Here is a 23961-nt window from a genome sequence, read left to right on the forward strand (position 1 = left end):
GAGAACCAAGATGGCTGGTGTGGAACTCAGAAACCTGTCCAAGGCATACGGCGATGTCGAGGTCCTGCATGACATCAATCTGTCCATCTCAGATGGCGAGTTCGTAGTCTTTGTCGGGCCGTCCGGATGCGGCAAGTCAACGCTGCTGCGCATGATTGCCGGCCTTGAAGACGTGACCGGCGGAGATCTGATGATCGGTGAAACGCGCGCCAATACCCTGTCGCCGCGCCAAAGGGACATTGCGATGGTTTTTCAGTCCTATGCGCTCTATCCGCAGATGACCGTTGCAGAAAACATGGGGTTTTCCCTGAGCCTGGAACGGCGTCCGAAAAATGAGATCGCAGCGAAAGTACAGGAAGCGGCAGATGCGCTCAAGCTGGGCCCCTACCTTGACCGTAAGCCAGGTCAGTTGTCCGGGGGGCAGCGCCAGCGCGTGGCGATCGGCCGGGCCATTGTGCGCAGCCCTCAGGTTTTTCTGCTGGATGAGCCACTGTCCAATCTCGATGCAGCGCTGCGCTCGGAAACCCGTGTCGAAATCAGCGAGCTGCACCAGCGCATGCAGACGACAATGATCTACGTAACGCATGACCAGGTCGAAGCGATGACCATGGCTGACCGTATTGTCGTTCTGAACGGCGGGTACATTGAACAGGTGGGCAGCCCGATGGATTTGTACAATCACCCGGCAACTGAGTTTGTTGCAGGCTTTATCGGCTCACCCAAAATGAATTTCGTAAAAGGCCGCTATGCGGACGCCGTTGGTGCCGCGACACTGGGCGTGCGGCCGGAGCACTTCACCCTTGGCCGGAACGACGATTCCTGGGAAGGCCAGGTGACTCTGGTCGAACGGCTGGGCCACGACACCATTCTCTATGTGCGCGTGCCGGATGCCGGTGTTCTGACGGTCAGCCTTGACGGACAGCACGATCAGGAAGTCGGCGACACTGTTCACTTGCGACCACGCCCTGACTTCATTCATAAATTCAATGATCAGGGCCGGCCTGTTGCCGCCTGAAAGAGCCGGATACGAAAATGACCTCAAAGCGCCCAACAGTTAAGGACGTCGCACGCGAGGCAGGTGTGTCTGTTGCCACTGTCAGTCGCGCTATGTCGCGCCCGGATGACGTAAAGGCCAAGACGCGCGATCATGTGTTCAAGGTCATGAAACGTCTTGGCTACAGAGCCAATCAGGCGGCTGGCGATTTGCGGCGCGGGCGCAGCAGAACACTGCTGGTTCTGGTGTCCGAGATCACCAACGCTTTCTTTGCTGAATTCTTCAAAGGAATTGAGGAGGAAGCCCGCGCCCACGGCTATGTTCTGCTGATCGGTGACACCTCTGAGGATGCCGAAAGCGAACGCGCCTTTTCCGACATGCTGCTGATGAACAAGGCGGGCGGGCTCATTCTGAACACCAATGGCTTTCTGGAAGATCTTCTGCCGAGTGACGAGAACGGCGTCTATGCAGGGCCTCCGGTTGTGTCCTGCGGCGGGCACAAGGAAATCGAGCTGCCCACCGTCCGGACCGACGATGTCATGGGTGGCAGGCTGGCCGCCGGGCATCTGATAAAACTCGGGCACCGCGACATCGTTCAGGTATGTGGCCCTCTGCAGACCAATGGAATGGAACGCCGCTATCACGGGTTTTCTCAGACACTGAAAAACGCAGGCATACCGCTCCAGAATGACCGTGAACTGACCGGTCATCTTTCTGTGGAGTATGGCCTTGAAGCAGCACAGCGCCTGCTGGCATCCGGCGATCTGCCCACCGCAGTCTTCGTGCACAATGACGAAACCGCCACCGGTTTGCTGCATGGTCTGGTTCGCGCTGGCGTGCGCGTGCCCGAAGACATTTCGGTCATTGGCTACGATGACATGCCATATGCCGCCATCTTCAATCCGGGTCTGACGAGTGTCCGCCTGCCCCGTCGCGAATGGGGCCAGCTTGCCTGTCGTAAACTCATAGCCATTCTCAACGATGAGGACGGCGCCGACGCACCTGTTGTGATCCGGCCGGAACTTATTGTCCGCGCCAGCACGGCGCCCCCTCGAGGTTCCGGTGGACAGAGAGGCGCAGGATGATCCGCACAGTAGTCTGGGGCGAGAACGTCCACGAACAAACCAGCGAAACGGTGGCGTCGGTCTATCCGGACGGGATGCACAACTGCATTGCAGCCGCTCTGAATGAAGATCCCGGCATAAGTGCGACCACAGCAACTCTGCAGGAGGCCGAACATGGCCTGCGGCAAGCCCGCCTTGAAGCTACGGATGTGCTCATCTGGTGGGGGCACGCCGCTCACGGAGAGGTTTCCGACGAAGTCGTCGACCGGGTCGCGGAGGCGGTCTGGGGCGGGATGGGGCTTATCCTCCTGCATTCCGCGCATTTCGCCAAGATTTTCAAAAAGCTGATGGGCACGCCCTGTTCGCTGACGTGGAGGGAAGCCGGGGAGCGCGAAAGGCTGTGGGTGACAACGCCCGGGCACCCCATCGCCCACGGATTGCCTGAGTTTTTTGAACTTGAGCACGAAGAAATGTATGGCGAGCCGTTTCGTGTCCCGGAACCGCTTGAGACGGTTTTCATCAGTTGGTTTCAGGGCGGCGAAGTATTCCGGTCAGGACTGACCTATCGGTGCGGTGCGGGGAATGTGTTTTACTTCCGGCCAGGGCATGAGACCTACCCAACCTACTATGACACGAACGTGCGCCTTGTGCTGAGGAACGCCGTGAAATGGGCGTGCCCCGGGTCAGAGCGTATCCGCAGTGTCGGTGAGGCACCAAACCGCGAGACAGAAAACGCGCCTGAACTCATAGAGGAGCGCGGACCGAAACTGCACACCGACGGCCAGGGCGGGTTTCGCTAGTCTGGGAGCCAGGCACCGCAGCCGGTGGAAGCTCAGCCACGGTACCCGGCATTTTGTGTCGTCGGACAGGTGTCGCTACCTGTGAATGCAAATTGCCTGCATATGAAAATTTCATTTTTGGCGAAATATCCCCGGGCGCAATATGCAGAAAATCGCCAGAAAAAATGCAAAATAAATTTATATTTTTATATACTTAGTAAATTTTCCTGAACTCACTACCACCTCAAAAAGCCAGCCCATGGATTTTATGAAACGTTTCATATTGACACGAATCACCTTCCCTGACTTTCTTTGACCACGCCGGACAAGCGCCCGTTTCAGCGCAGAGGAGACCGGCACAACCATCAGGGAGGCTCATATGAAGCTCTTTAAACTCGCTGCCGTGGCAGCGACCGGAATCCTTTTGTCTGCAGGTATTGCGGGCGCCGACGACAAGCCGGTTGTCGGTCTGATTATGAAATCGCTGGCGAATGAATTCTTCCAGAACATGCTGGAAGGCGCAGAAGCTCACGCGGAGCGACGCGGCGATTATGAACTGCGTGCAGTGGGCATGCAGAACGAGACCGATTTTGAATCCCAGATCAACGCGGTGGAAAACTTTATCACCCAGGGCGTCGACGCGATCGTTGTTGCTCCAGCAGATTCCAAAGCCATGGTCCGTCCGCTGAAGAAGGCGATGGAGGCCGGTATCGTAGTGGTCAATTTTGACGTTGCACTGGATGCAGACGCCAAGAAGCAACAGGGTGTCGAGCTGGCCTTTGTCGGGCCGGACAATCGTGGTGGTGCCAAACTGGCGGGCGATGCTCTTGGGGCGGCTCTCGGCGCAGGCGGCAAGGTCGTCATCATCGAAGGAAACCCCGGGGCCGACAATGCGACCCAGCGCCGTCTCGGTTTTGAGGACGCGGTGGCTGAGCACAAGCTCGACCTCCTGGACAGCCGGACGGCCCATTGGGAAACAGAAGAGGCCAATCAGGTCCTTTCAACCATGCTGACGGCCAATCCTGACATTCAGGGCGTTATGGCGGCCAACGACTCGATGGCGATCGGGGTGGTCAAAGCGCTCGAAGCAGCCGGCCGCACTGACATCAAAGTCGTGGGGTTTGACGCGATCCCAGCGGTGATCCCGATGATCGAAGACGGGCGTCTTCTGGCGAGTGTCGATCAGTTCGGCAAGGAAATGGCCGCAAATTCCATCGACCTCGCGCTCGACGTCGTGAAAGGCGGCCCTCAACTCGAAGGCTGGGTGAAAACCCCTATCGAACTGGTCGGTGGCAACTGATCCTCACCGGGGCGGCCTGCGGCCAGTCGCCGGTCGCCCCTTCTTAACCAGAAGACTGCAAAGGACGACGGACATGAGAGAAGCAGTGAAATCCCCCATGCTCACAGTGCGCGACCTGCGCAAGTCTTTTGGGGGTATCCACGCCCTGGATGGTGTCAGCTTTGATCTCGTTGCCGGAGAGATCCACGCTCTTGTCGGGGAAAACGGAGCCGGGAAGTCCACCCTTATCAAAGTGTTGTCGGGCGTACACATGTTCGACGCAGGACAGATCGGGCTTGACGGCAAGGTTTACCAGCCCACTTCTCCGCATGCCGCAAAACTGGCAGGTGTTCAGGTCGTCCACCAGGAGTTCAACCTGCTCAACGATCTGAGCGTGGCTGAAAACATCTCGATCGAAGCCCTGCCCCGTACCCGACTGGGCCTGCTGGACCGCAGCGAGATGAATCGCCGGGCAAGGCGCGCGCTGGATGCCATTGGCCTGAGCGACGTGGACGTCACAGCCCCGGTCCGCAATCTCGGGATCGCGCATCGTCAGCTGATCGAGATTGCCCGCGCCCTGCAGAGTGAAAGCCGTATTCTCATTCTCGATGAACCGACTGCAACCCTGACAGAACGGGAAACAGACCGTCTTTTTGAAATCGTGCGTGGCATCAGGGCCAAAGGCGTCACGGTGGTCTTTGTCTCACATCATCTCGATGAAGTTTTTGGGATCTGCGACCGGGTCACGGTGTTCCGGAACGGGCACACCATCACCACAGAGGCCATCGCAGATGTGACGCCACAGGATGTGGTGCGTTACATGGTCGGGCGCACGCTTGACGACCAGGAAAACGGGGCCGCCGGCCCGGACACCGATGCCCCGCTGGCCCTGTCGATACGCAGGCTGGTTACACCCGCGAACAACACCTCCGAAAGCATCAGCTTTGACCTGCGCAAGGGGGAAATCCTGGGCGTCGCAGGGCTGGTCGGCGCCGGACGCACAGAAGTACTGCGCGCGATATTCGGTGCTGACCGCAAGGTATCAGGAACCGTACTGAAAGACAGCAAGCCAGTCGACATCAGTGGCCCGCGCGACGCAATTGCCGCCGGCATTGGGTTTGTGACCGAAGACCGTAAGGACGAAGGCCTCATCCTGGATATGTCCATTGCTGCAAACACGTCGCTGGTTGATCTGAATTCTGTCTCCCGAAAAGGTCTGCTGGACTTTGCTGCGGAACGAGATCTTGCAACCCACGGCGGAGCCAGGCTTCGGCTGAAGTACGGCAAACTGGCCGATGCGGTTTCGAGCCTGTCCGGTGGCAACCAGCAGAAAGTCGTTCTGGCCAAGTGGCTTGCCGGACGCCCCGACGTTCTGTTGCTGGATGAACCCACCCGCGGCGTGGATGTGGGCGCAAAGGCCGAGATCTACAGCATTCTGCGGGAGCTGGCCGCACAGGGCATGTCGATGATCGTCGTGTCGTCAGAGCTTCCTGAACTCATCACCCTGACCGACCGCATGCTGGTCATGGCAGGGCACCGCATCCAGGGCACGCTCAACAGTGCCGACTATTCCCAGGAACGCATTCTGCAACTTGCCTACGGGCAGGATGCCTCAACAGAAAGGAAATCGGCATGAGCACCGCAGAAACCATCCCCGCCACATCAGGGAGACGTCAGTTGTCTGTCCGCAGTATTATCAACAACGCAGGGATCGGCCTCGCCCTTCTGCTCATGATCGCCTTTTTCTCGATCGCCAGTGAACACTTCCTGTCTGCCAACAACATCACCAACATCCTGACACAGATTACGATAAATCTGATCCTGGCTGTGGGGATGACCTTTGTGATCCTGATCGGTGGGATCGACCTGTCTGTGGGGTCTGTGATGGCTTTTGCTGCCGTGGTTGCCGGAAAAGCAATCACGCTGCCTGGCATGGGACCGACTGAGCTGATTATCCTTGCCGTGCTGGCCGGACTGATGGCTGGCATGATCTGCGGCATTATCAACGGTGCGGTCAGCGCATGGTGGTCACTGCCTTCTTTCATCATCACCCTGGGCATGCTCAATATCGCGCGCGGTGCCGGCCTGCAAATCTCAGGCGCGCAGACCATTTACTCCTTCCCCTTCGCCTTCGAGGAATTCGGCTCAAAGCTTATTTTCGGCGTACCGGTGGTGTTTCTCGTGGCACTGGCGCTGGTTCTTGTGGCCTGGTTCATTCTGAACAGAACCGTCTTTGGCCGGTTGATCTATGGCATCGGGAACAATGAGGAAGCTGTGCGTCTCGCAGGGCACAACGTGTTCTGGTACAAGGTCTCTGCATTCTCGATCTGCGGTCTTTGCGCAGGCATCGCAGCGATCATCTATATGGCCCGCCTCAACATCGCGTCTCCCATTGCCGGGATCGGTTTCGAACTGAACGCTATTGCTGCAGTAATTATTGGCGGCACCAGCCTCAGCGGTGGCCGCGGGTCGGTGATCGGCACGTTGCTGGGTGCGTTTATCATCGGTGTTCTGGCAAACGGTCTGATCCTGATTGGTCTGAGCGACTTTGTCCGCCAGATGATTACAGGCGTCGTCATAGTTGTTGCCGTTATTCTGGATCACTACCGCGCGAAATATTCTGCGTTGTGACCGGGATCAGGGCGGCTTCGGCCAAACCGGGCGTTCCGGTCTTTCTGTCAACTCAGTCAATCCCAGCGGGGTAGCATCATGACCGATATTGTTGTCGTCGGAAGTATCAACGTTGATCTCACCAGTTACCTCACAAGGTGGCCCGGGATCGGAGAAACAGTTTCCGCCAGCACGACGCGCATTGGCCTTGGCGGTAAAGGTGCCAATCAGGCAGTTTCTGCAGCCAGACTGGGCGCATCTGTTACAATGATTGCTGCGACAGGTGCCGACGGGTTTGGCGAGGACGTCACCAGGACCCTGGAGAAAGAGGGTGTGATTCTTGCCAGGGGGAGCCATCCCGCCGCGACAACCGGTATGGCATTCATTGATGTGGGGCCGGACGGCGGCAACATTATCCGTCTCGCCGAAGGCGCAAACCGTACGCTTTCCTCATCAGACATTGCCCGTCACGCCGACGCTATCGCTGCTGCCAAAGTCCTGCTGTTGCAGAACGAAGTTCCGGTTTCCGCCTCGCTTACGGCGGCACAGATCGCGCGCGAGAACGGCGTGCAGGTCATCATGGACCCGGCGCCGGCACCCGTTCCGTTCTGGTCCCGGGACACGCTTGAGGCCTTCGACATCATCACACCGAACGCTCATGAAACCAGGCAAATCCTTGGACACGCCCCCGAAACACTCACTGACGCAGAGAGGGCCGCGCGTCTTCTGCGCAGTTTCGGCCCTCGTGGAGCCATTGTCACGATGGGTGAAGTGGGTGTGGCGTGGAGCATCGACGCCTCAACCGGGCAAATGCCCGCCTCTTCCGTCGAGGCTGTAGATACCGTTGGCGCGGGCGACTGTTTCAACGGCGCACTTGCAGCAGGACTCGCAGCGGGGATGCCTGTGGACGGTGCAATCGAACGCGCGGTCTTTGCTGCGGCTCTTGCCACGACTCATCATGGCGCTGCAGAGGCCATGCCCCGGCGCCCGGATCTCGATGAATTTACAATTGCCGTGACGCCAGGCATTGTGGTGTCAAACGGGGCCTGAACCCCGACGGAGTCTGGGGAAGGACTGCTGGAAATGGCTACGGTCAAGGACGTCGCGCAACTGGCGCAGGTTTCCGTGGGAACGGTCTCGAAAGTTCTGTCCAAGGATACGACCGTCAAGGATGCCCTGCGGGAACGGGTGCTCAAGGCAGTTACTGATCTGAACTACAGACCGAATATGGCCGCGCGCGCCCTGCGCACCAACCGCGCGAGCATCATAGGCCTCGTGGTGCCTGACATCACCAATCCGTTCTTTGCGCAGCTTGCGAAAGACATCGAAACTGAGGCGTCCCGTCGTGGGCACACGGTCATGCTGACCAACTCCCATGACGATTCAATCACCGAAGGTCACCAGATCGCCGCGCTCCTTGACCGCTCCCCAAGGGGCCTCATTGTTGCCGCCTGCAATGACACCAGCGTCACTGTGAAATCCGGCGAGACACAAGTCATCTCCGTTGACCGGCGCCTCGGCACGTTCCCGCTTGTCGGGACTGACAATGCCAGTTCGTCGGCCAAGATGGCGACCTATCTGATCAGTCTCGGCCACACGCGGATTGCCTATCTGGCCGGCCCCCAGTCGACGGATGTCGGGCGGCAGAGACTTGAGGGATTCCGGGAACAGTTTGACATCCACAAATTGCAGAATCCGGCGCTGAGCCTGTCTGTCTACGAAGGGCAGTTTGACTATGACAGCGGAGAGCACCTTGCGCGTTCTCTGCTGCTGGAACCGGCTGGCCAGCGCCCCACGGCAATTGTCGCGGCCAGTGACCAGATGGCCATCGGCGTGCTGCGGGCTGCGCGGGATATGGACATCGCTGTGCCGGAGGCCGTTTCGGTGGCTGGGTTTGACGACATCACGCTTGCTTCGCTGGTTGTGCCCCGGCTGACGACGGTCGCACAGCAGACCGAACTTCTGGCCCGGGATGCCGTACAGCGCGTACTGGAAGACGACAATGGCGACCGCAGTGACGTCCTGATCGATGGTGATCTGGTCGTGCGCGGATCAACGGGACGTCCGCCAGCTTCCTGACCGGCCATGGCACAGGTTTACAGTGCTTGGACGGGCTCGTGAGCAAACGCCTGACCCGGGCCATTTTCCGGCGGACCGGAGGCAGGCCAATTAATTGCCCGCTGACACACCTTCCGCTTGTCGGATGTTCGACAGGGCCGCCCGGAATGCATCCAGGAAATCACCTTCTGCAGGACGATGCGCCATGGTTTCAAAAACAGCGCTCTCAACACCGATTTCGCCCGCTGCTCTCACCGCATCAGCCGAGGGTTCAGCTTCCCAGATCAGCACGCCAGCACCCGTGTCACCGACGCGCTGGCGCAGTTCTTCCAGACCAGCGCCATCCGGGTCTCTGCCGGCTTCCCACTCCAGCGATGAAACCGACAGCCCGTATCGGCGCGCGAAATACTGATACCGGGGATGTGTCGCAATAAAGCCGGTTTCGCCACTCCTGGACAACAGGGATTCTGCTTCAGCATCCAGTGTACTCAGCTCAGCTTGCAGCGCATTCAGCCGGTCCCGCACGTCCTGTTCACCTGCAAGGCCACGGGCAACAATGGCATCTGCAACAGCTTCAGCCTGCGCGGCGGCCAGAACCGGGTCGAGCCAGGTATATGACGCCAGCCCTTCATGAGAATGCTCGCCACCGTCCCCGTGACTGTGCGTGATGCTTTCAGTCACTATGAACTGGTCTGAAAAACCGTCTGAGGTATTCACCAGCCGGGATCGTGGCAGGGAAACCCGGTCGATCCACGTGGCGAAGCCAGCACCATTGAGCAGGATAAGATCAGCCGCCTGAATCATGCTGATATCGGAAACACCCGGACGCCAGAAGGACGGGTCCACGTCTGCAGGCACCGGGAAAACCACCTCCGCGTCATCACCCAGCAGGCGTTCGGCGAAATACTGCAGGGGGTAGTTCACGGTGACCACGCGCGGCGTATCCTGCGCCGAGCCGGGCCCGGCCACAACCAGAAAGAACGCAGTCGCGCAGGCGAGGAACCGATGAATCTGTGTCACGATCAGCTCCCGCACTTCCGGGCAATGTCTTCCGGTGTCACGATCCAGTAGTTGTCGTGACTGCCGGTGTCGACTTCGATCACAAGGCCACCCGAATGATCGACGCTGTTCAGCGGGACCTGAACCTGTCCGTCATCCTTGAGCTTTAGGGTGGTCAAAAGACTGTTGTCTCCGTCAAGCACGCGCACCTCGCCCTGCTGAACGACGCGGCCGTTCGAAAACTTTGCCTCGACGGTGACCGCCTCGCAGTCAACAGACGCGAAAACCACAAGCTGATGGGCGGCCACCGACAACGGGGCGGTGGCCAGCAGGGCAGCGACTGCAGTGACGCGGATCACTTGCCCGTCCATTCTTCAAAGTGAACCCAGATCACAGCGCCCAGTTCCACGTCCTTGTCGGTGCCATCCTGAGGCAGCGTGTAGTCAGCGGTGTTCAGGGCAGCAAAGCCCCACCATCCATCCGACGGGGCGGCATATGTAAAGACGCCGTCGGCATCTGCCTTCACGGTCTGCGTGATCATCAGCTCATCCGGTACGGTTGCACCGGCACCGTCATTGAAGAATTCCACCTCAACCTCGGCATAGGGTACGGGCTCACCGTCCAGCTTGACGACGCCCTGAAACACGTTGTGTTCCCAAAGACCAAAAGGTTTGGTCAGCGGCACGATTTCCGTCTTGAGACCCAGTTCTGTGTCCCATCCCTCGTCATCCCCATACGCGGTCACGTAGGTCTTGGTGTAGTGGATGATGAATGCGTCCTCGGCGGGTTCCCAGTAGGGCTGGGGCTCCATTGCGAAGATGTAAGTCCCCGGGCGTTCGAGCGGATAATTCAGGGTGAACCCTTCGTCGTCCATCACCGTGGCAGCCGTCAGATCACCGGACAGGTCCACTGTGTTCCCTTCGTGGGTTACAGTGAACGCAACCGGCTCTCCGAGGGTCATACCATGCATTTCAAACGGGTGGGAAAACGACATGGTCAGCGCAACACTGCGGCCATCCTCCTGGCTGATCATCGGATCATCCGGAATAATCATGCCGTAGTGGGCAAACGCAGGTGTTGCTGCGATGAGACCGGCAAGTGTCGAATTCAGAATAATGCGCTTCATAATATCTCCCATAGTCAGGTTCCGAGCGCGAGTAACCAGCCAACCCACGCTTCAGCATATTGTGAGAGCACCCCGACCGCCAGGGCCACAATACTCAGTGAAATAAACAGTAGTGCTCCGGTTTCTGCCGCCAAGAGCCTCAGCACCATTCCCCGTCTGGCCCCCAGTTTGACTGCGGTGGAAATCTCCCGCGCGCGCAGACGGAAACTGAGAAATAATGCCAGACCAATGGCAGCAAATGCAGCAACTGCTATGATAACAGTTACGGCGCTCAGCAGCGATCGGATGCGAAAAATCCGGTCCACAAGCCCCTGGACAACGACGCCGGGGCTGACCAGCTGCGTGGGCAGTTCACTGTCCAGATACCGCCCCTTCAGGATCGTCGCCGACCGGGTGTTGTTTGGCACCACAATCACAGCAGATGTGGGGAAATCGTCCTGCGACCCGTGAAAATGGAAGCTTTCGATATTGTCCGGCGTGATGCGCTGGTATTCGACAACGGCTGCACTGGCGAGGGCTGCAGTGCCCGCGGCAACCTCGGCGCTTGTGACAACATCTTCGTGACCGTGTCCGATGCCCTGGATCACCCAGGCTGTTTTGATATCAACGAAAACGGCCTCGTCGTCCGGGGTGCCGGTTGGCGCCAGAACGCCCACAACGGGCATCTCCAGCGGATATACACCATCCAGATCAAAAAGGTTCTCCGGCGCAGAAACCAGCGAGTCTCCGACACCTTTTCCGAGCGCCTCAGCGACTTTGGATCCGATAACCGCGTCACCCAGCAAAGAAAGACCACGACCGTCCAACAGCGAAAGGCCCCGGAAATCAAAATAGTCGAGCGATGTGCCGACGATCCGGAAACCGGATGATGAAAAGGCCGTGTGCAAAGGGATCGGAATGCCCAGGCCTGAGTCCCAGATCGCCTCGACCTCGCGCATCGCGACAGGTTCAGGGCTTTCCTCCGAAAAGTAGAGAGCGGCCATCGTCAGGTCCAATTGGGACCCCCGCGCGCCCATCAGAAGCGGTGTCGCCTCGCCACGCGCAACAAGTGCGCGTTCGCTGGTGGACAACAGGATCTGCGTGGCCGCCGGCACAAACAGAATGAGCGCCGTCACAAAGATCAGCACCAGGCTGCGCGCCCGGTGATACCGAAGATACGAGTACGCCAGAAAAAGGACATTCATGCCGGAACACTTTCCCGGTACTGCGCGAAATCCAGCACACGCGGGAAGCGTGGCAGGAGTTCGTGATCATGTGTCACGGCCAGAACTGCGGCCCCCGCCTGTTCGGACTGCTCAAACAGCAGATCAAGGATGCGCGTTTTGCTTTCGGGATCGAGATTACCCGTGGCCTCATCCGACAGGATCAGCTTCGGCTTTGTGACAAGCGCCCGGCAGATTGCCACGCGCTGCTGTTCGCCCTGGCTCAGCGCATCCGGATGCCGGTCAAGCTTGTTGCCGATGCCGCAGGCATCCGCCAGCGTCTGCACCCTGTCGCGTACCTCTGCATCCATCTTCAGCGCGGGCGTGATCCGGTATGGGTAAAGAATGTTCTGGCGTGCCGACAGGTAATCAAGCAGAGCAAAATCCTGGAAAACAAAACCGATACGGGTCGCGCGGAACTGACGGCGTTCCGCGTCAGACATTTCAACCACATCCTTGTCGCCAATCCGGATCCGACCACTTTCCGGGGACAGAATACCAGCAACAAGATTAAGCAACGTCGTCTTGCCGCTGCCGCTGGGGCCGACAATGGCCAGCCGGTCCCTGTCCGCTACCACCAGTTCCGGGATGCTGAGCCGGAACCCGGTCGCCCCGTAGCTGAACGCAAGATTTTCGATCGTCAGCATCAGTTTGTCTCTGGCGCCAGAAAGGTTTCGCCCGCGGCATCCCGGTTCACGTCCAGAAGCTCGAAACCGGTGATGCGCCAGGCCCCGTCCACGGGTGCTACAAGCAGCTCCGCGCTGTAGGTATTGCCCCTCACATGCAGGTGTTCCGCGTGACCAACTGTGCCGATGACCTGCCAGGATGCATCAATTTCCAGCGTTGCGTCATCGCGTCTGACCTGCGTTTCGAGAAGGCTGATTTCGTGAATTGTCTGATCAGCTTCCTCAAGCCCGCCACCGGCCATTGCGCCCACCCGCTCAAGGTAGAGAAATTCGAGGGCATCGCCGTGAGTCACACTTTCCAGCGTATCGTAGATCGCGGCTTCCTCGGTCTCGGCGAACGCTTCATACACCACAAGCAACAGCGCTGGCGTCAGCTGGTAGAAAAGCTCGTGGGCAACATCGACCGTCATACCGGGCTTCCCGGGCACCGAAAAAGCGGTGGTCGGTGAGACGCCGGGCTCCCTGTCAGATGAAAACAGGACGAACCCCCCGATGGCAGCCAGCCCAAGGGCGAACATTCCCCCAAGCAACAGTCTTTCGCGCATACTTTTTTCCATCGTTCCCACTGAGTGCTGCTCCGGCGTCACGCCTGAGGAGCGATGACTGACGGCCCGCTCCTGACAATTGTCCGAGGATCCGAAAGCATTTTTGCACCCCTTTGATTGCCCGTCTGTCCGGTCAGGTCAAACGGGCTTTCGTCCCACGTCATTTTCTCAATCTGTCAGACTAGCGCGCTGCAGGCCTTTGGCTAGCATCTGGCGTGATTTGTTGCAGTTTTTCCCGCCACGGCGCACATGAAACGCCAGCACGCCAGGGATCACACGCGATCATCGTCCAGTGCATTCAACCACAGGTCGGGTTGGGCGTGCAGCAGGGCATGGCCAACCCGCGGACTGGCCCGCACTTCGCCTCCCACTCTGTCCGCCAGAGCCTGAACAGTGCCCAGGGGTGCGCTGGCATCCGCTTCCCCGTGGACAAACACAACCGGAACAGAGAGATCGCTCAGATTTTCGTGCCATGCCGTGCCCGCCAGGGCCGCATCGTAAAAAAGCCGTCCGGCCCCTGCACTGTATGCCATCCATGCCCGCGCCAGAACTGCTCTGACACGCCCGGGTCCCGGCAGGCAGAAATGTCCACCTCTGCACCCGCAAACACAATGTCACCAAAGGTATCCGGGCCGCGTTCCAGCAACCGCTCGCCCCCCAGCCGCGCCAGCGCTTTTCCGACCTCCGCAGAAATGCGGCTCAGGACGGGGAAAACGCGCTGCTGTCTGGGAATGGCCATAATATCCGTCAGCCGCGGCATCGGCGGCAGGCACGAGACAATGACAACGCGTCCGACACGTTCCGGCGCCATCGCCGCAAGTGTCAGGGCTCCGGCGGCGCCGACATCATAGGCGACCACATCCACCTGTCGGATGTCAGCACTGTCAAGAACGGACAACGCCTGGAGCGCCGCTACCTCGGGGGTTTCCTTCCACGGCCTGCCGGTGTCCGGGGTACGCCCATGGTTTGGACGGCCTGGCGCGATCACCAGCCGCCCGCTCAGGCGTTCCCGTGCGTGTTCAACAAACCGGCACCCACCAAGGCAGCCGTGCATGAACAGAAGGGGCCGGCCTTGCTCCGGGCCGTCACAAAAGACATCTATGGTCCAGTCGGTGCCCCGCCACAGTCGCGATTCACCACTGCGCGACAGAGCAGACCGGGGCACATTGACCGATGCATGCGCGTTCAGACCATAGATCAGGTGCACAAATTCCAGCGCATTCGTCACATTGGTCTTCTGGAAGATCGACTTGATCTGACTGCGCACTGTTTCTGCCGAACGGCTGCGCAGCCCGGCTATTGTCTTTGCCCGCAACCCTTCGAACAGGCCGCGTGCAACTTCGGTCTCGGTTTTGCTGAGCTGGAAATCGCGATGCAGCGATTCCTCGATCTCCGGCCGCCAGAAGGTTGCCAGTGCACGGGCAAAGATCTCATTTTTGGTGCGTTTTATGCCCACAAGCGCCGTGCGCCCGTTTGCCAGTATTTCGGCCGAAACCAGACGTTCCGGGCCACCTTGTGCTGCCACTTCCTCTAAAACACGCTGCCCTGCAGGATTAAGAAGCGGGGCAAGGTTGTCGCCAGGCCTCAGGACAAGACCGGCCGCCGCTGGCGCCGACATACGCGCAATTGTCCCGTTCAGATGAACTGAGAACGGAATGACTTCGGCACCACGCCAGCCATCAGCTGACAACTCCAGCTTGCCGATCAGTTCATTGAAGGGCTGGAGTATTCTGTTCAGTCCTTCCGTGTCGCCCTGTTCGGCCAGATCAGCAACAAGCGGGAGCAGGTCTTCGAAATCAGATGTTTCGATCCTGTGTTCCAGAGTTTCCCTGGTTACCTCACTCAAACCCGCTGACCTTTCACGCCCCACTCTGATCCCGTTCTGGGATACTGATACAGACCCACGGTACCGTGTTCACTGCACCCGGTCCATCGCGGTCAACGGGCTTCGGGGACGTCTTGGTTGTCGCGTGGAACTGGCGGGCAGGAAGACCACCCGCCAGCTCCGGGAGAAACCACAACGTCACCGGCCGGTTCCTCAGACGCGCGGTTTCCCTTTGCGTCCAACGGCTGCGAAACCCGCCAGCCCGGCCAGAAGAAGGACACCGCCAGCGGGCAGCGGAACCGCTGACACATCGGTGGGATCGTCGGGGTCAGGATCCGTTGGTCGTCCCACCGCATCCGCCAGGAAATTCCGGTTGGACGCCAGCAGGTTCAGGCCATCCGAAGTGGTGAAACTGAGGTGGCCCGTACTGTTGAAATCCGCGTTTGACCGCCCTTCGTTGAGACCCGCGCCGGAGCCGACAAAAAACGACACGCTCAGATCGAATGCCTGTCCGTCGACGAGATCAAATGAGATACTGCTCAGCTCGGAAAACAGATTATCGTTCCGGTACTCCAGAATTTCAGTGAACGAGGTAAAAAAACCGCTGCCGCCCGAAAACGTCTGGGAGGCGCCCGTCCGATCCCGCGTGGTGACACGCCGGTTGCCGTCCTGAACAGTGGCGGACAGCTCTGCTTCGACGCGGCTGTTTGCGCTGTAACCCCTTCTGCTGTTGTCATCACCGTCATTAGAAAACGCGCCATCGTAGTCGAACAGGAACTGCGCGGTACCGGTCCCCTGGGCCACAAAGCTTTCGGTCAGCGTCACGCGGATGTTGCCGCCCGCACGCGAACCATCTGAAACGTTCCGGTCGAGAGAGGCAAATGAACCCAGACGGAACAGTCCGGTTCTTGAATCCACCGTGTAATTCGAGGTTCCCTCCGCACGGCCCAGCGACGCCTTGTCCTCGCCACGTACAAGGCCGTCAATTTCCCCGGACTCTTCGGTTTTGAATTCTTCCCTTGTCACACCTGACAGGCCGTTATCGATTGCGGTGACAACCCCCGCGACTTCCAGCGTAGCCGCAAAAGACCACGCCGGCACCAACGCAAAAACCGCTGAAACAGTACAAAACTTCCACATACTAAATCCCTCACTAAGGGCCGCACCGGCCCGAGAATTCTGCAAAAAACTGCCCTGACACTACGACAGAGCCGCGCACCGAAAGAAATCACCCGCTTGGGTGAAAGCCCGGCTTTTTCACAGAAACAGCGGGGATTTAGTCAGGAGGATGCATCCAGTCCGTCACGGAAATCGTTCCAGCCACCATCTACGGACGACGGTGCATCATGCCATTGATGCAGTGGTCCACCTGTGACCGGATCAGTATCGGGGATTGGTAGCGACATGATCAGCTTGCATGCCTGGTAATAAAGCTCCGGCGTCAGGAACGCTTCCTGGATGTTATCCCAGTCGCGGCCGCCGGCGTATCCACCGCACATCATGATGTCATCTGAGTGACCTGTCATTTCGTGGCTGACACCGGCGGGCATCACGATCACATCACCTTGCTCCAGACGGACGGTGGTCCAGCCTTCAACTGAGAGATGGAATTCCATCCAGCCGGAAGCGCACCCGAGGCACTCGTGCGAGGTCGAATGGAAATGCGCATATTCGTAGATACCCGGGTACTCCCAGTTGTTTCCCCATCCGTTCTTCCGGAACGTCGATTTGACCGCATCAACGCCCCCACCCGGTATGCCCCCCCGGTGGATGAGAAGAGGGAAACGGCTGTTGGGGATCCTGCCCTGCGGCTTTGAAAAATAGCTTTCTGTTTTCACCATGAACTCCCTTGTCTGAGCTACCGGCTTACGGTCTCGAAGCACCTTTGGTGTTGAGATAAACCGCCAGCAGTTTTGTTGTGGCGCAGATAAACAGCCGGTTTCGTTTAATACCGCCGAACTCCACATTGGCGACGACCTCGCCGGTCAGGATCTTGCCAATGAGATCACCCTGAGGCGTATAGCAATGCACCCCGTCCCCGGCAGAGGTCCAGATGTTGCCATGCACATCCACACGAAACCCGTCGAAAAGCCCGGTGTCACAGGTGGCAAACACCTCTCCGCCCGACAGCGATCCGTCGTCATTGACGGCAAAAGTTCTGATGTGCTGTGGCCCGTTTTCAACATGCGTGGCACCCGTGTCAGCAACATAAAGCAGGCTTTCGTCCGGCGAGAAGGCGAGGCCGTTGGGCTTGACCATATCGGTAATGACTGCTGTCAGAGCACCTGTGCCGGGATCAATTCGGTAGACATATGACCCCTCGATTTCAGCCTCGGATTTGTCTCCCTCATAGTCACTGTCGATGCCGTAGGTGGGATCCGAAAACCACACTGCACCATCAGAGCTGACAACCACATCATTGGGGGAGTTCAGACGTTTTCCCTCAAACCGGTCCGCGAGGATGGTGGTCGAGCCGTCAACCTCCACGCGGCTCACACAACGGCCGCGGTGCTCGCAGGACACCAGACGCCCCTCGCGGTCTACCGTATGGCCGTTGTGATTGCGGCAAGGGCTCAGGAATTCCGATACTGCGCCGTTGGTTTCGTCATACCGCAGAAGCCGGTCGTTCGGGATGTCTGACCAGATCAGATACCTGCCCGCCGGAAAATATGCCGGCCCCTCGGCCCAGCGCGTCCCACTGTAAAGAGTTTCAAGGTGCACATTCGCCATCGCATATTGTGTGAACCTCCTGTCGATCACTTCAAAAGCGTCAGTGAGCATCGTGAATTCCTCCTAACTGGTGACCTTTGATCCGCGTCCGTAAACCAGCAGCATGACAATGATCACACATCCGTAGATGATCTGCCGTCCGGATTCCGGCATCTGCATGATCGACAGAACCGAGTTCAGCAAAACGATCAGGATCACACCGACGAGCGTCCCGAGGTAACGGCCACGCCCCCCAGAATATGTGTCCCGCCGATCACCACCGCGGCAATTGCGGGCAGAAGGTAGGCGTCGCCCATCCCCTGATAGGCTTTGGTTGAATACCCTGCGAGCAATGTTCCGGAGAGCCCCGCCAGCATCCCGCAAAGACAGAAGGCGCAGACGATCACCCACCTCGTCGGCACCCCGGCCAGATAGGCTGCCGCCTCTTTGTTCCCGATGGCATAGATGCTTTTTCCGACCGCCGTGCGCTGCAACAGCAGCATGACGCCGATGGACACGACGGCCCAGACCATGAGCGCGACCGGAATACCGAGGATTTTGCCCACGGCAAGATATTGCATCAGGTCCGTCGCGGCGGTCTGCGGCGCAAAACCGCCCGTGTGCGCGACCATCAGCCCACGCATAACAGCATTCACACCCAGCGTGAAAATCATGGAAGGGATCCGAAGGTATGCGACCCCAAGACCGTTCACCAGCCCCACGAGCAGACCAACACCAAGGCCCACCGGAATGGCCATCGGCCCGCCCACTGTTGTCGCCATCATGGCACCGGCGGCAATCGTCCAGGGGATCGAAAGATCAATATGACCCAGCAGGATCACCAGCATCATGCCCGCCGCCGCGATGCCGAGAAACGCCCCCACCTGCAGCTGTTGCAGCAGGTATTCGGGCGACAGCAGCGTCGCGGTCCCCTGCGTGTAGAGTGTATAAACCGTGCCGACGGCGAGGATCACGACGATAAAGCCTGCGGCCATGATGATCGGCTTGTCTTCCTCACCCATGCGGAATCGTGGCCGTGGCGTATTTTCCGGCAGCGACGTCATCGGAACAGCTCCAGTGTATTCCGGACCCTCAGCACCCTGAAGGCCCCAAGGCTCACCGCCGCCAGCAGCACGACACCTTCGAAGAGGGGCTGCATCAGCGGATCGATCTCAAAGATCCGAAAATTGAACGAAATGGTGCGCAGGATCAGAGCGCCGAAAATGGACCCGATCGCGGTGCCAACACCGCCTAGCAATGAGGTGCCGCCAATAACCACCGCCGCAATGGAATTCAGCGTATAGGCCCCGGCCTGCGGGATGTCGGCATTGCCCGAAGATGTCTGCAGTGTCAGGTAAAGCCCGCCAATTCCTGCAAAGAAGCCTCCCAGCGTAAAAGCCGCAATTTTCGCCCGGTCAATCGAGAGACCGGACATATACGCAGCCCCCTCTCCGGACCCCACCGCATAAACGGTACGCCCCGTAACAGACCGTGCAAACGGCATCCAGACACACAGGGCCACCAGAACCAGCAGAACCAGCGGCACCGGAATCCACGATATCGGCTGGAACCAGGCGGCCTCACCGTTCTGCGCATACCCATAGGTCGCCGCAATTTCATAAAGGTCGTTGGTGGCAGCCCAGGACAGATCATCGTCTACATTGCCGCCCGGGGAGGGGCGCAAAAACAGCGCGAGACCGAGGAAAATCGCACCTGTGGCCAGTGTCGCGATAATTGGCTGGATACGCCCGTAAACAACGATGCAGCCGTTAATGAACCCGCAGGCGGCACCGGCGCCAAGGCTCAGCACCATGCCAAACGCGATCTGCGCCGGACTGCCGTTCAGCAAATGGCTCGCGATTGTGTTCACCAGCGTCATGATCGCTCCGACAGACAGATCAAGCCCGCCCATCAGAACCGGCACCGTCTGGGCCATCGCCACCATTGCCAGCGTGAAGACTTCGTTGGAGTTCTGGATCAGAACTGCCACCGAAAAGCCCCGCGGGTGGTTCATGTTGTAAAACACATAGAACAGGATGAAGATCGCTATTGCCGTCAGCAACGCAGCATTCTGCGCAAGCCGCACTCTAAGATCGTTCATTCAGCGGCCTCATCCATTTTCAGCGCAGACGCGATGATGTTTCGTTCATTGATTTCGTCGCCCTGCAGTTCCCGCACGATCTCGCCGTCGTACATAACCGCCACGCGGTCACAGCACCCGATCAGCTCCTCGTAGTCGGTCGAATAGTAGACAATCGACGCGCCGGTCTCGGCAAGGCTGCGCAGCAGACGATAGATTTCCTGCTTTGTACCCACGTCGATCCCACGGGTCGGATCATTCAGCAAAACAATTTTCGGGTCCGTCATGAGCCATTTGGCAATCACGACTTTTTGCTGGTTGCCACCCGATAGGGTCGAGACCGGATCAGCGCTGGACCCCACTTTGATCTGCATCCGCTGGATACCGTCTTCCACCGCGGCTGTCAGCGCATCCGCATCAACGAACAGCCCGCGCGACAGTCTTTTGAGCGACGCGATTGTAAGGTTATCCGCAATCGACATCGGCAGCATGAGGCCTTCGGTTTTGCGGTCTTCCGGGATCAGCGCCAGATCCACGCCTGCTCTTTTGGCGTCCTGCGGCGAATTGATTTCAACGTCCTGCCCCTGAACGGTAACCTGACCGCTTGTTCCTTTGAGCACACCGAAAAGTCCGAGCAACAGCTCTTTCTGACCCTGCCCGTCCAAACCGCCAAGGCCCACAATTTCGCCCGCGCCAACGGTCAGGTCGATTGATCTGAGACGGTCTTCCCAGGAATAGTTCCGCAACTGTAGCATCGGCTTGGCGGCATCCGGGGTGGTGGTTTGGGTGGGAAGTGCGCGGTGATTTCGCGACCAATCATCATCTGGACGATTTCACCCTCGGTGCGCGCGCCCTGCTCAAATGTCTCGATATGCTGTCCGTTGCGGAACACCGAACATTTGTCGGCAATTGCCTCGATTTCGTGCATCCGGTGAGAGATCGTCAGGATCGAAATGCCATCATCACGCAGACGGCGCAGTATTTCAAAAACAGTATCCACATCCGCTGCGGTCAGCGCGGACGTCGCCTCGTCGAGAATGAGAACGCTGGGGTCTTTGGCCAGCGCTTTCGCGATTTCGACCATCTGCCGGCGCGACAGCGGCAGATCCCGCACGCGCGACATCGGGTTGACGTCCTCGCAGCCGATCCGCGCCAGTAATTCCTCTGCGCGCCTGCGTTGTGCTTTGCCGTCGATCAGACTAAAGCGGCGCGGTGGATCCGCAATCGAAATATTGTCCGCCACTGATAGATCAGACAGCAGCGACAGCTCCTGGAAAATACAGACAATGCCCTGCGCGTTGGCGGCGGCGGGATGAGAGAAATTGACCGGCGCCCCATCAAGACGGATCTCGCCCTCATCCGGCTGCACAACACCGGACATAATCTTGATCAGTGTGGATTTGCCCGCGCCGTTCTCACCAAGAACAGCGTGAACGGAGCCAAGCTCACAGGAGAAGTCGACGTTGTCGAGCGCCGTGACACCGCCGTAGCGCTTGGTGACACCGTTCAGATGGACATGTGCCTGCGCCGGATCGCGAGAGGATGTTGACATGAAATTCCCGAAACAACCTGTTGTGTAAAACACAGGTGCCGGGCCACGCGGCCCAGCACCGTTCTGTTGTGGTCTTATTCGAGGTTTTCCGCGTCGTTGGTCATGATCTCCCGCGCCGTGATGTTGACATCACAGGCCGGGAATTCGTTCACGGTAAAGAAATTGTCCGTCAGGTCCGGCCAGTAGTTCTTGCCAGCTTCAAGCTCATCATACCGTGTCGACGGGATCGGAATAGAGATCAGCTGTGGCATCACCTGACCATCGAGTGCGGCCAGTGCCGCTTTCATCGCCACGGACACCATGCCTGGTGACTGACCGATGGAGATAGCCTTCAGCCCGTTGTCAGCCTGCTCGGCCAGGATCTTGCGGAAACCGTTCTCGGCCTCGCCGGCCAGCGGAACCATCGGATGGCCCGCGTCCAGCATTGCGCGAACGGCACCGGTCGTGCCGCCCTGGACAACCACACCGTCAAACTGGCTGTGAACCGCGATAGCATCTGCGGTTACCTTCTGCGCCGTCCCGTCGTCCCAGTTGCCCACAACTTCGACAATGTCCCAGTTGCCACCGGACGCGTCCATGACTTCATGGAAGCCGATATTGCGGTCACGGTCGACCGAGTTGCCGGGCAGGCCACGCACCTCAAGGATCTTGCCTTCGGACTTATCGCCGAACTGCTCCAGCAGCCAGCGTCCGTACATGCGGCCCATCTCAAGCTGGTCTTTGTTAACCTGCATGACTTTGTCCGTGTCCAGAACGTTGTCAAACGGAACAAGCACCACGTCATTCCGGTCCGCCAGGCGGATCACCCGGTCAAAACCCTCGGGCGAGACAGCAATCGTGACAATCGCGTCGTAGCCCTGGTTGATGAAGTCCTCGATCGCACCCAGCTGCGCCGCAACGTCTGTGCCGGTCGAGACAACTTTGAATTCCTCGATCTGCGCTGCGATGTCGGGCTGTGCCGCATAGGCTTTGGCCGTCTGGATCATCTGGATCCGCCACGTGTTTCCGACAAATCCGTTCACAATCGCAATCTTGTGCGGGCCTTCGCGCTTCTCCCACTGAAAATACCCGATCTCGTCGTTCCATGGCGCGAAACAGCCCGCGTCAAACCCTGGACCGGACACTTTGTCGGGCGCGGCCATCGCACCACCGGACATCATCACAAACGCCATTAAAGACGGGGCAAGCGCCCGCTTGAAACTGATCATTATTCTTCCTCCACTCTGTGTTGTCGGGCTGAATCCGCCCTAAAATTTCTTGGCAAAATCGCGCCGTAATCCGGCGTCTGGGAAAATCTCTTTCAACCGACGATAGTCGATTCTGGTTTCTTTGCAAGGAATTGGGGTTCTGCTGTGCAGCGTGGGGCCGGTGATCGGCGTCCGGCAGACAAGGTCAGAACCCGACCCTGAAGGGCAAAAAAACACCTGCCAGGGTCAATTTATTTTTATAAGCAAAAACGGTGCATCAGGATCTTTCCCGCACCGCAAAGCGCCGCTGCAAAATATGCAGCGCGACCGCAGCAAACTGCCCCGGTCATATAAGCCTTGTGGCGAACGGCGGCTCACCCGCCCGGTTTGGACCGCACTCTGATTTCCCCGGTCATATGGGGGTGATACGCACAAAAATAGCGGTGCAGACCAGGCTCTTTGAAGATGATCCGTGCTTCTTCGCCCTTTTCCAGCGTCCCGGTGTCCCAATCTCCTTCGACCGCTGTTGCAGTATGCGGCGCGATGTCATGATTGACCCAGACCACCGTGTCACCTGCTATGATCTCGACAGCGGCAGGGGCAAATTCAAACCCTGAGACTTTGACATCCACAACATGAGTGCCTTCGTGCGTACTGACTGCACGTCGGGTGGTGACAAGGGCCAGGCTTGCGCCCAGCCCCTGCCAGAAAAGACGCCTTGAGAAAGGGTTCACCCGTCGCATTGCAGCGCCGCAACCATGTGTTCGGCATGTTTTTCATGCGCCTGAAAAGTCACAAGTGCGTCTTCGAGCAGTGCTTTGAGCGGCGCGACCGTGACCGCCGGGATGAAGCTCTCTGCGACTGTCTTGTTGACCACCTGGTGATACCCCAGTTCGTTCGTCGCATAGGCACAGTCGAACTCAGCACCGGACAGTGCCATAAGCTCCGCGCGTTTGGCGGCAGCGCCGGCCACCAGCGCGCGACTGAGGTCGTTGTCCTGAGGTGTCACGTTCAGTTCCGAAATCAGAGCGCCCGCCGCGTCATTTACCGCAGAGTGGTCCCGGATCATGGTTTCGGCGAACGCACGGATTTCGGCGTTTTCCGACACAGCCAGGGCAAGATGGGCATAACGGATATCCAGCCCACCTGCCGTGTAGGCAGTATGCGCGATTTCCAGATCGTTCATCTGCTGCTCCGCCTGTACCGCAAAGCCCACCGACGCGATGGCCACAGCGGCAATCAGGGTTATCTTTTTCATGTTCAGCT

At 58.7% G+C, this 23961-nt stretch carries 26 protein-coding genes; 8 read left to right on the forward strand and 18 right to left on the reverse strand.

Translation table 11 applies throughout. From position 1 onward, the window contains the following. Positions 1-10 precede the first annotated feature (10 nt). The 8 genes from ACZ1HA_RS12985 to ACZ1HA_RS13020 all read left to right on the forward strand — a co-directional run bounded on the left by ACZ1HA_RS12985 (position 11) and on the right by ACZ1HA_RS13020 (position 8805). Complete coding sequence (locus tag ACZ1HA_RS12985) at positions 11-1015, forward strand: ABC transporter ATP-binding protein (protein ID WP_436398764.1); 1005 nt, start codon at positions 11-13, stop codon at positions 1013-1015. A 17-nt stretch (positions 1016-1032) separates the two neighbouring features. Next, the gene (locus tag ACZ1HA_RS12990) at positions 1033-2079 is read left to right on the forward strand and encodes a LacI family DNA-binding transcriptional regulator (RefSeq protein WP_375230145.1); all 1047 of its coding nucleotides are present in this window, start codon (positions 1033-1035) and stop codon (positions 2077-2079) included. Continuing rightward, the gene (locus ACZ1HA_RS12995; RefSeq protein WP_472714181.1) at positions 2076-2858 is read left to right on the forward strand and encodes a ThuA domain-containing protein; all 783 of its coding nucleotides are present in this window, start codon (positions 2076-2078) and stop codon (positions 2856-2858) included. Before ACZ1HA_RS12990 ends, ACZ1HA_RS12995 begins: the two co-directional genes overlap by 4 nt. Positions 2859-3216: 358 nt before the next feature. Beyond that, positions 3217-4137: a substrate-binding domain-containing protein gene (locus ACZ1HA_RS13000; protein ID WP_472714182.1), complete on the forward strand. Its 921-nt coding sequence runs from the start codon at positions 3217-3219 to the stop codon at positions 4135-4137. 73 nt (positions 4138-4210) lie between these two features. Continuing rightward, positions 4211-5752, forward strand: a complete 1542-nt coding sequence (locus ACZ1HA_RS13005; protein ID WP_472714183.1) for a sugar ABC transporter ATP-binding protein — start codon at positions 4211-4213, stop codon at positions 5750-5752. Further along, positions 5749-6747, forward strand: a complete 999-nt coding sequence (locus ACZ1HA_RS13010) for an ABC transporter permease (RefSeq protein ID WP_375230141.1) — start codon at positions 5749-5751, stop codon at positions 6745-6747. The genes ACZ1HA_RS13005 and ACZ1HA_RS13010 overlap by 4 nt, the downstream gene beginning before the upstream one ends. A 78-nt stretch (positions 6748-6825) precedes the next feature. Beyond that, the gene (rbsK, locus tag ACZ1HA_RS13015) at positions 6826-7776 is read left to right on the forward strand and encodes a ribokinase (RefSeq protein WP_472714184.1); all 951 of its coding nucleotides are present in this window, start codon (positions 6826-6828) and stop codon (positions 7774-7776) included. Positions 7777-7809: 33 nt separating this feature from the next. After that, positions 7810-8805 carry a LacI family DNA-binding transcriptional regulator gene (locus tag ACZ1HA_RS13020; RefSeq protein ID WP_472714185.1) on the forward strand — a complete coding sequence of 332 codons (996 nt, stop codon included), beginning with the start codon at positions 7810-7812 and terminating at the stop codon, positions 8803-8805. A gap of 90 nt (positions 8806-8895) precedes the next feature. Here the strand turns inward: ACZ1HA_RS13020 and ACZ1HA_RS13025 are convergent, their stop codons facing one another. The 18 genes from ACZ1HA_RS13025 to ACZ1HA_RS13110 all read right to left on the reverse strand — a co-directional run bounded on the left by ACZ1HA_RS13025 (position 8896) and on the right by ACZ1HA_RS13110 (position 23953). After that, positions 8896-9804 (reverse strand): metal ABC transporter substrate-binding protein, encoded by a 909-nt coding sequence (locus ACZ1HA_RS13025; protein ID WP_472714186.1) that lies wholly within the window; start codon positions 9802-9804, stop codon positions 8896-8898. Between the two features lie 2 nt (positions 9805-9806). Continuing rightward, positions 9807-10142 carry a hypothetical protein gene (locus ACZ1HA_RS13030; RefSeq protein WP_472714187.1) on the reverse strand — a complete coding sequence of 112 codons (336 nt, stop codon included), beginning with the start codon at positions 10140-10142 and terminating at the stop codon, positions 9807-9809. Continuing rightward, positions 10139-10909, reverse strand: a complete 771-nt coding sequence (locus ACZ1HA_RS13035) for a DUF4198 domain-containing protein (protein ID WP_472714188.1) — start codon at positions 10907-10909, stop codon at positions 10139-10141. The genes ACZ1HA_RS13030 and ACZ1HA_RS13035 overlap by 4 nt, the downstream gene beginning before the upstream one ends. 14 nt (positions 10910-10923) lie before the next feature. Beyond that, positions 10924-12093, reverse strand: a complete 1170-nt coding sequence (locus tag ACZ1HA_RS13040; RefSeq protein WP_472714189.1) for an ABC transporter permease — start codon at positions 12091-12093, stop codon at positions 10924-10926. After that, positions 12090-12758 (reverse strand): ABC transporter ATP-binding protein, encoded by a 669-nt coding sequence (locus tag ACZ1HA_RS13045; RefSeq protein ID WP_472714190.1) that lies wholly within the window; start codon positions 12756-12758, stop codon positions 12090-12092. Before ACZ1HA_RS13045 ends, ACZ1HA_RS13040 begins: the two co-directional genes overlap by 4 nt. Further along, on the reverse strand, positions 12758-13342 hold the full coding sequence (locus ACZ1HA_RS13050; RefSeq protein WP_472714191.1) for a hypothetical protein: 585 nt from the start codon (positions 13340-13342) through the stop codon (positions 12758-12760). The genes ACZ1HA_RS13045 and ACZ1HA_RS13050 overlap by 1 nt, the downstream gene beginning before the upstream one ends. Positions 13343-13799: 457 nt before the next feature. Beyond that, positions 13800-15188, reverse strand: a complete 1389-nt coding sequence (locus ACZ1HA_RS13055) for an alpha/beta fold hydrolase (protein WP_472714192.1) — start codon at positions 15186-15188, stop codon at positions 13800-13802. 192 nt (positions 15189-15380) lie between these two features. Next, the gene (locus ACZ1HA_RS13060; RefSeq protein ID WP_472714193.1) at positions 15381-16307 is read right to left on the reverse strand and encodes a VPLPA-CTERM sorting domain-containing protein; all 927 of its coding nucleotides are present in this window, start codon (positions 16305-16307) and stop codon (positions 15381-15383) included. A 140-nt stretch (positions 16308-16447) separates the two neighbouring features. Further along, complete coding sequence (locus ACZ1HA_RS13065) at positions 16448-17008, reverse strand: hypothetical protein (RefSeq protein WP_472714194.1); 561 nt, start codon at positions 17006-17008, stop codon at positions 16448-16450. Positions 17009-17033: 25 nt separating this feature from the next. Next, complete coding sequence (locus tag ACZ1HA_RS13070; RefSeq protein ID WP_472714195.1) at positions 17034-17948, reverse strand: SMP-30/gluconolactonase/LRE family protein; 915 nt, start codon at positions 17946-17948, stop codon at positions 17034-17036. Between the two features lie 12 nt (positions 17949-17960). Beyond that, positions 17961-18095, reverse strand: a complete 135-nt coding sequence (locus ACZ1HA_RS13075) for a hypothetical protein (RefSeq protein ID WP_375230128.1) — start codon at positions 18093-18095, stop codon at positions 17961-17963. Beyond that, positions 18092-18940, reverse strand: coding sequence for an ABC transporter permease (locus ACZ1HA_RS13080; protein WP_472714196.1), 849 nt, complete (start codon positions 18938-18940; stop codon positions 18092-18094). Before ACZ1HA_RS13080 ends, ACZ1HA_RS13075 begins: the two co-directional genes overlap by 4 nt. Beyond that, on the reverse strand, positions 18937-19977 hold the full coding sequence (locus ACZ1HA_RS13085; RefSeq protein ID WP_472714197.1) for an ABC transporter permease: 1041 nt from the start codon (positions 19975-19977) through the stop codon (positions 18937-18939). The genes ACZ1HA_RS13080 and ACZ1HA_RS13085 overlap by 4 nt, the downstream gene beginning before the upstream one ends. Then, a complete protein-coding gene (locus ACZ1HA_RS13090; protein ID WP_472714198.1) occupies positions 19974-20711 on the reverse strand; it encodes an ATP-binding cassette domain-containing protein in 738 nt (245 codons plus the stop codon). The genes ACZ1HA_RS13085 and ACZ1HA_RS13090 overlap by 4 nt, the downstream gene beginning before the upstream one ends. After that, the gene (locus ACZ1HA_RS13095) at positions 20657-21508 is read right to left on the reverse strand and encodes an ATP-binding cassette domain-containing protein (protein WP_472714199.1); all 852 of its coding nucleotides are present in this window, start codon (positions 21506-21508) and stop codon (positions 20657-20659) included. Before ACZ1HA_RS13095 ends, ACZ1HA_RS13090 begins: the two co-directional genes overlap by 55 nt. A gap of 74 nt (positions 21509-21582) precedes the next feature. Next, positions 21583-22716 carry a sugar ABC transporter substrate-binding protein gene (locus ACZ1HA_RS13100; protein ID WP_472714200.1) on the reverse strand — a complete coding sequence of 378 codons (1134 nt, stop codon included), beginning with the start codon at positions 22714-22716 and terminating at the stop codon, positions 21583-21585. Positions 22717-23069: 353 nt separating this feature from the next. Beyond that, positions 23070-23438, reverse strand: coding sequence for a cupredoxin domain-containing protein (locus ACZ1HA_RS13105; protein WP_472714201.1), 369 nt, complete (start codon positions 23436-23438; stop codon positions 23070-23072). Then, positions 23426-23953, reverse strand: coding sequence for a DUF4142 domain-containing protein (locus ACZ1HA_RS13110; RefSeq protein ID WP_472714202.1), 528 nt, complete (start codon positions 23951-23953; stop codon positions 23426-23428). The genes ACZ1HA_RS13105 and ACZ1HA_RS13110 overlap by 13 nt, the downstream gene beginning before the upstream one ends. Positions 23954-23961: the final 8 nt, after the last annotated feature.

Source organism: Roseobacter sp. S87, assembly GCF_055693285.1.

What these genes read in the sequence shown, in the direction of transcription:
- ACZ1HA_RS12985 (WP_436398764.1), top strand. Translation starts at nt 11, where the DNA reads ATGGCTGGTGTGGAACTCAGAAACCTGTCCAAGGCATACGGCGATGTC.
- ACZ1HA_RS12990 (WP_375230145.1), top strand. Translation starts at nt 1,033, where the DNA reads ATGACCTCAAAGCGCCCAACAGTTAAGGACGTCGCACGCGAGGCAGGT.
- ACZ1HA_RS12995 (WP_472714181.1), top strand. Translation starts at nt 2,076, where the DNA reads ATGATCCGCACAGTAGTCTGGGGCGAGAACGTCCACGAACAAACCAGC.
- ACZ1HA_RS13000 (WP_472714182.1), top strand. Translation starts at nt 3,217, where the DNA reads ATGAAGCTCTTTAAACTCGCTGCCGTGGCAGCGACCGGAATCCTTTTG.
- ACZ1HA_RS13005 (WP_472714183.1), top strand. Translation starts at nt 4,211, where the DNA reads ATGAGAGAAGCAGTGAAATCCCCCATGCTCACAGTGCGCGACCTGCGC.
- ACZ1HA_RS13010 (WP_375230141.1), top strand. Translation starts at nt 5,749, where the DNA reads ATGAGCACCGCAGAAACCATCCCCGCCACATCAGGGAGACGTCAGTTG.
- rbsK (WP_472714184.1), top strand. Translation starts at nt 6,826, where the DNA reads ATGACCGATATTGTTGTCGTCGGAAGTATCAACGTTGATCTCACCAGT.
- ACZ1HA_RS13020 (WP_472714185.1), top strand. Translation starts at nt 7,810, where the DNA reads ATGGCTACGGTCAAGGACGTCGCGCAACTGGCGCAGGTTTCCGTGGGA.
- ACZ1HA_RS13035 (WP_472714188.1), bottom strand. Translation starts at nt 10,909, where the DNA reads ATGAAGCGCATTATTCTGAATTCGACACTTGCCGGTCTCATCGCAGCA.
- ACZ1HA_RS13040 (WP_472714189.1), bottom strand. Translation starts at nt 12,093, where the DNA reads ATGAATGTCCTTTTTCTGGCGTACTCGTATCTTCGGTATCACCGGGCG.
- ACZ1HA_RS13045 (WP_472714190.1), bottom strand. Translation starts at nt 12,758, where the DNA reads ATGCTGACGATCGAAAATCTTGCGTTCAGCTACGGGGCGACCGGGTTC.
- ACZ1HA_RS13050 (WP_472714191.1), bottom strand. Translation starts at nt 13,342, where the DNA reads ATGCGCGAAAGACTGTTGCTTGGGGGAATGTTCGCCCTTGGGCTGGCT.
- ACZ1HA_RS13060 (WP_472714193.1), bottom strand. Translation starts at nt 16,307, where the DNA reads ATGTGGAAGTTTTGTACTGTTTCAGCGGTTTTTGCGTTGGTGCCGGCG.
- ACZ1HA_RS13065 (WP_472714194.1), bottom strand. Translation starts at nt 17,008, where the DNA reads ATGGTGAAAACAGAAAGCTATTTTTCAAAGCCGCAGGGCAGGATCCCC.
- ACZ1HA_RS13070 (WP_472714195.1), bottom strand. Translation starts at nt 17,948, where the DNA reads ATGCTCACTGACGCTTTTGAAGTGATCGACAGGAGGTTCACACAATAT.
- ACZ1HA_RS13080 (WP_472714196.1), bottom strand. Translation starts at nt 18,940, where the DNA reads ATGACGTCGCTGCCGGAAAATACGCCACGGCCACGATTCCGCATGGGT.
- ACZ1HA_RS13085 (WP_472714197.1), bottom strand. Translation starts at nt 19,977, where the DNA reads ATGAACGATCTTAGAGTGCGGCTTGCGCAGAATGCTGCGTTGCTGACG.
- ACZ1HA_RS13090 (WP_472714198.1), bottom strand. Translation starts at nt 20,711, where the DNA reads ATGCTACAGTTGCGGAACTATTCCTGGGAAGACCGTCTCAGATCAATC.
- ACZ1HA_RS13095 (WP_472714199.1), bottom strand. Translation starts at nt 21,508, where the DNA reads ATGTCAACATCCTCTCGCGATCCGGCGCAGGCACATGTCCATCTGAAC.
- ACZ1HA_RS13100 (WP_472714200.1), bottom strand. Translation starts at nt 22,716, where the DNA reads ATGATCAGTTTCAAGCGGGCGCTTGCCCCGTCTTTAATGGCGTTTGTG.
- ACZ1HA_RS13105 (WP_472714201.1), bottom strand. Translation starts at nt 23,438, where the DNA reads ATGCGACGGGTGAACCCTTTCTCAAGGCGTCTTTTCTGGCAGGGGCTG.
- ACZ1HA_RS13110 (WP_472714202.1), bottom strand. Translation starts at nt 23,953, where the DNA reads ATGAAAAAGATAACCCTGATTGCCGCTGTGGCCATCGCGTCGGTGGGC.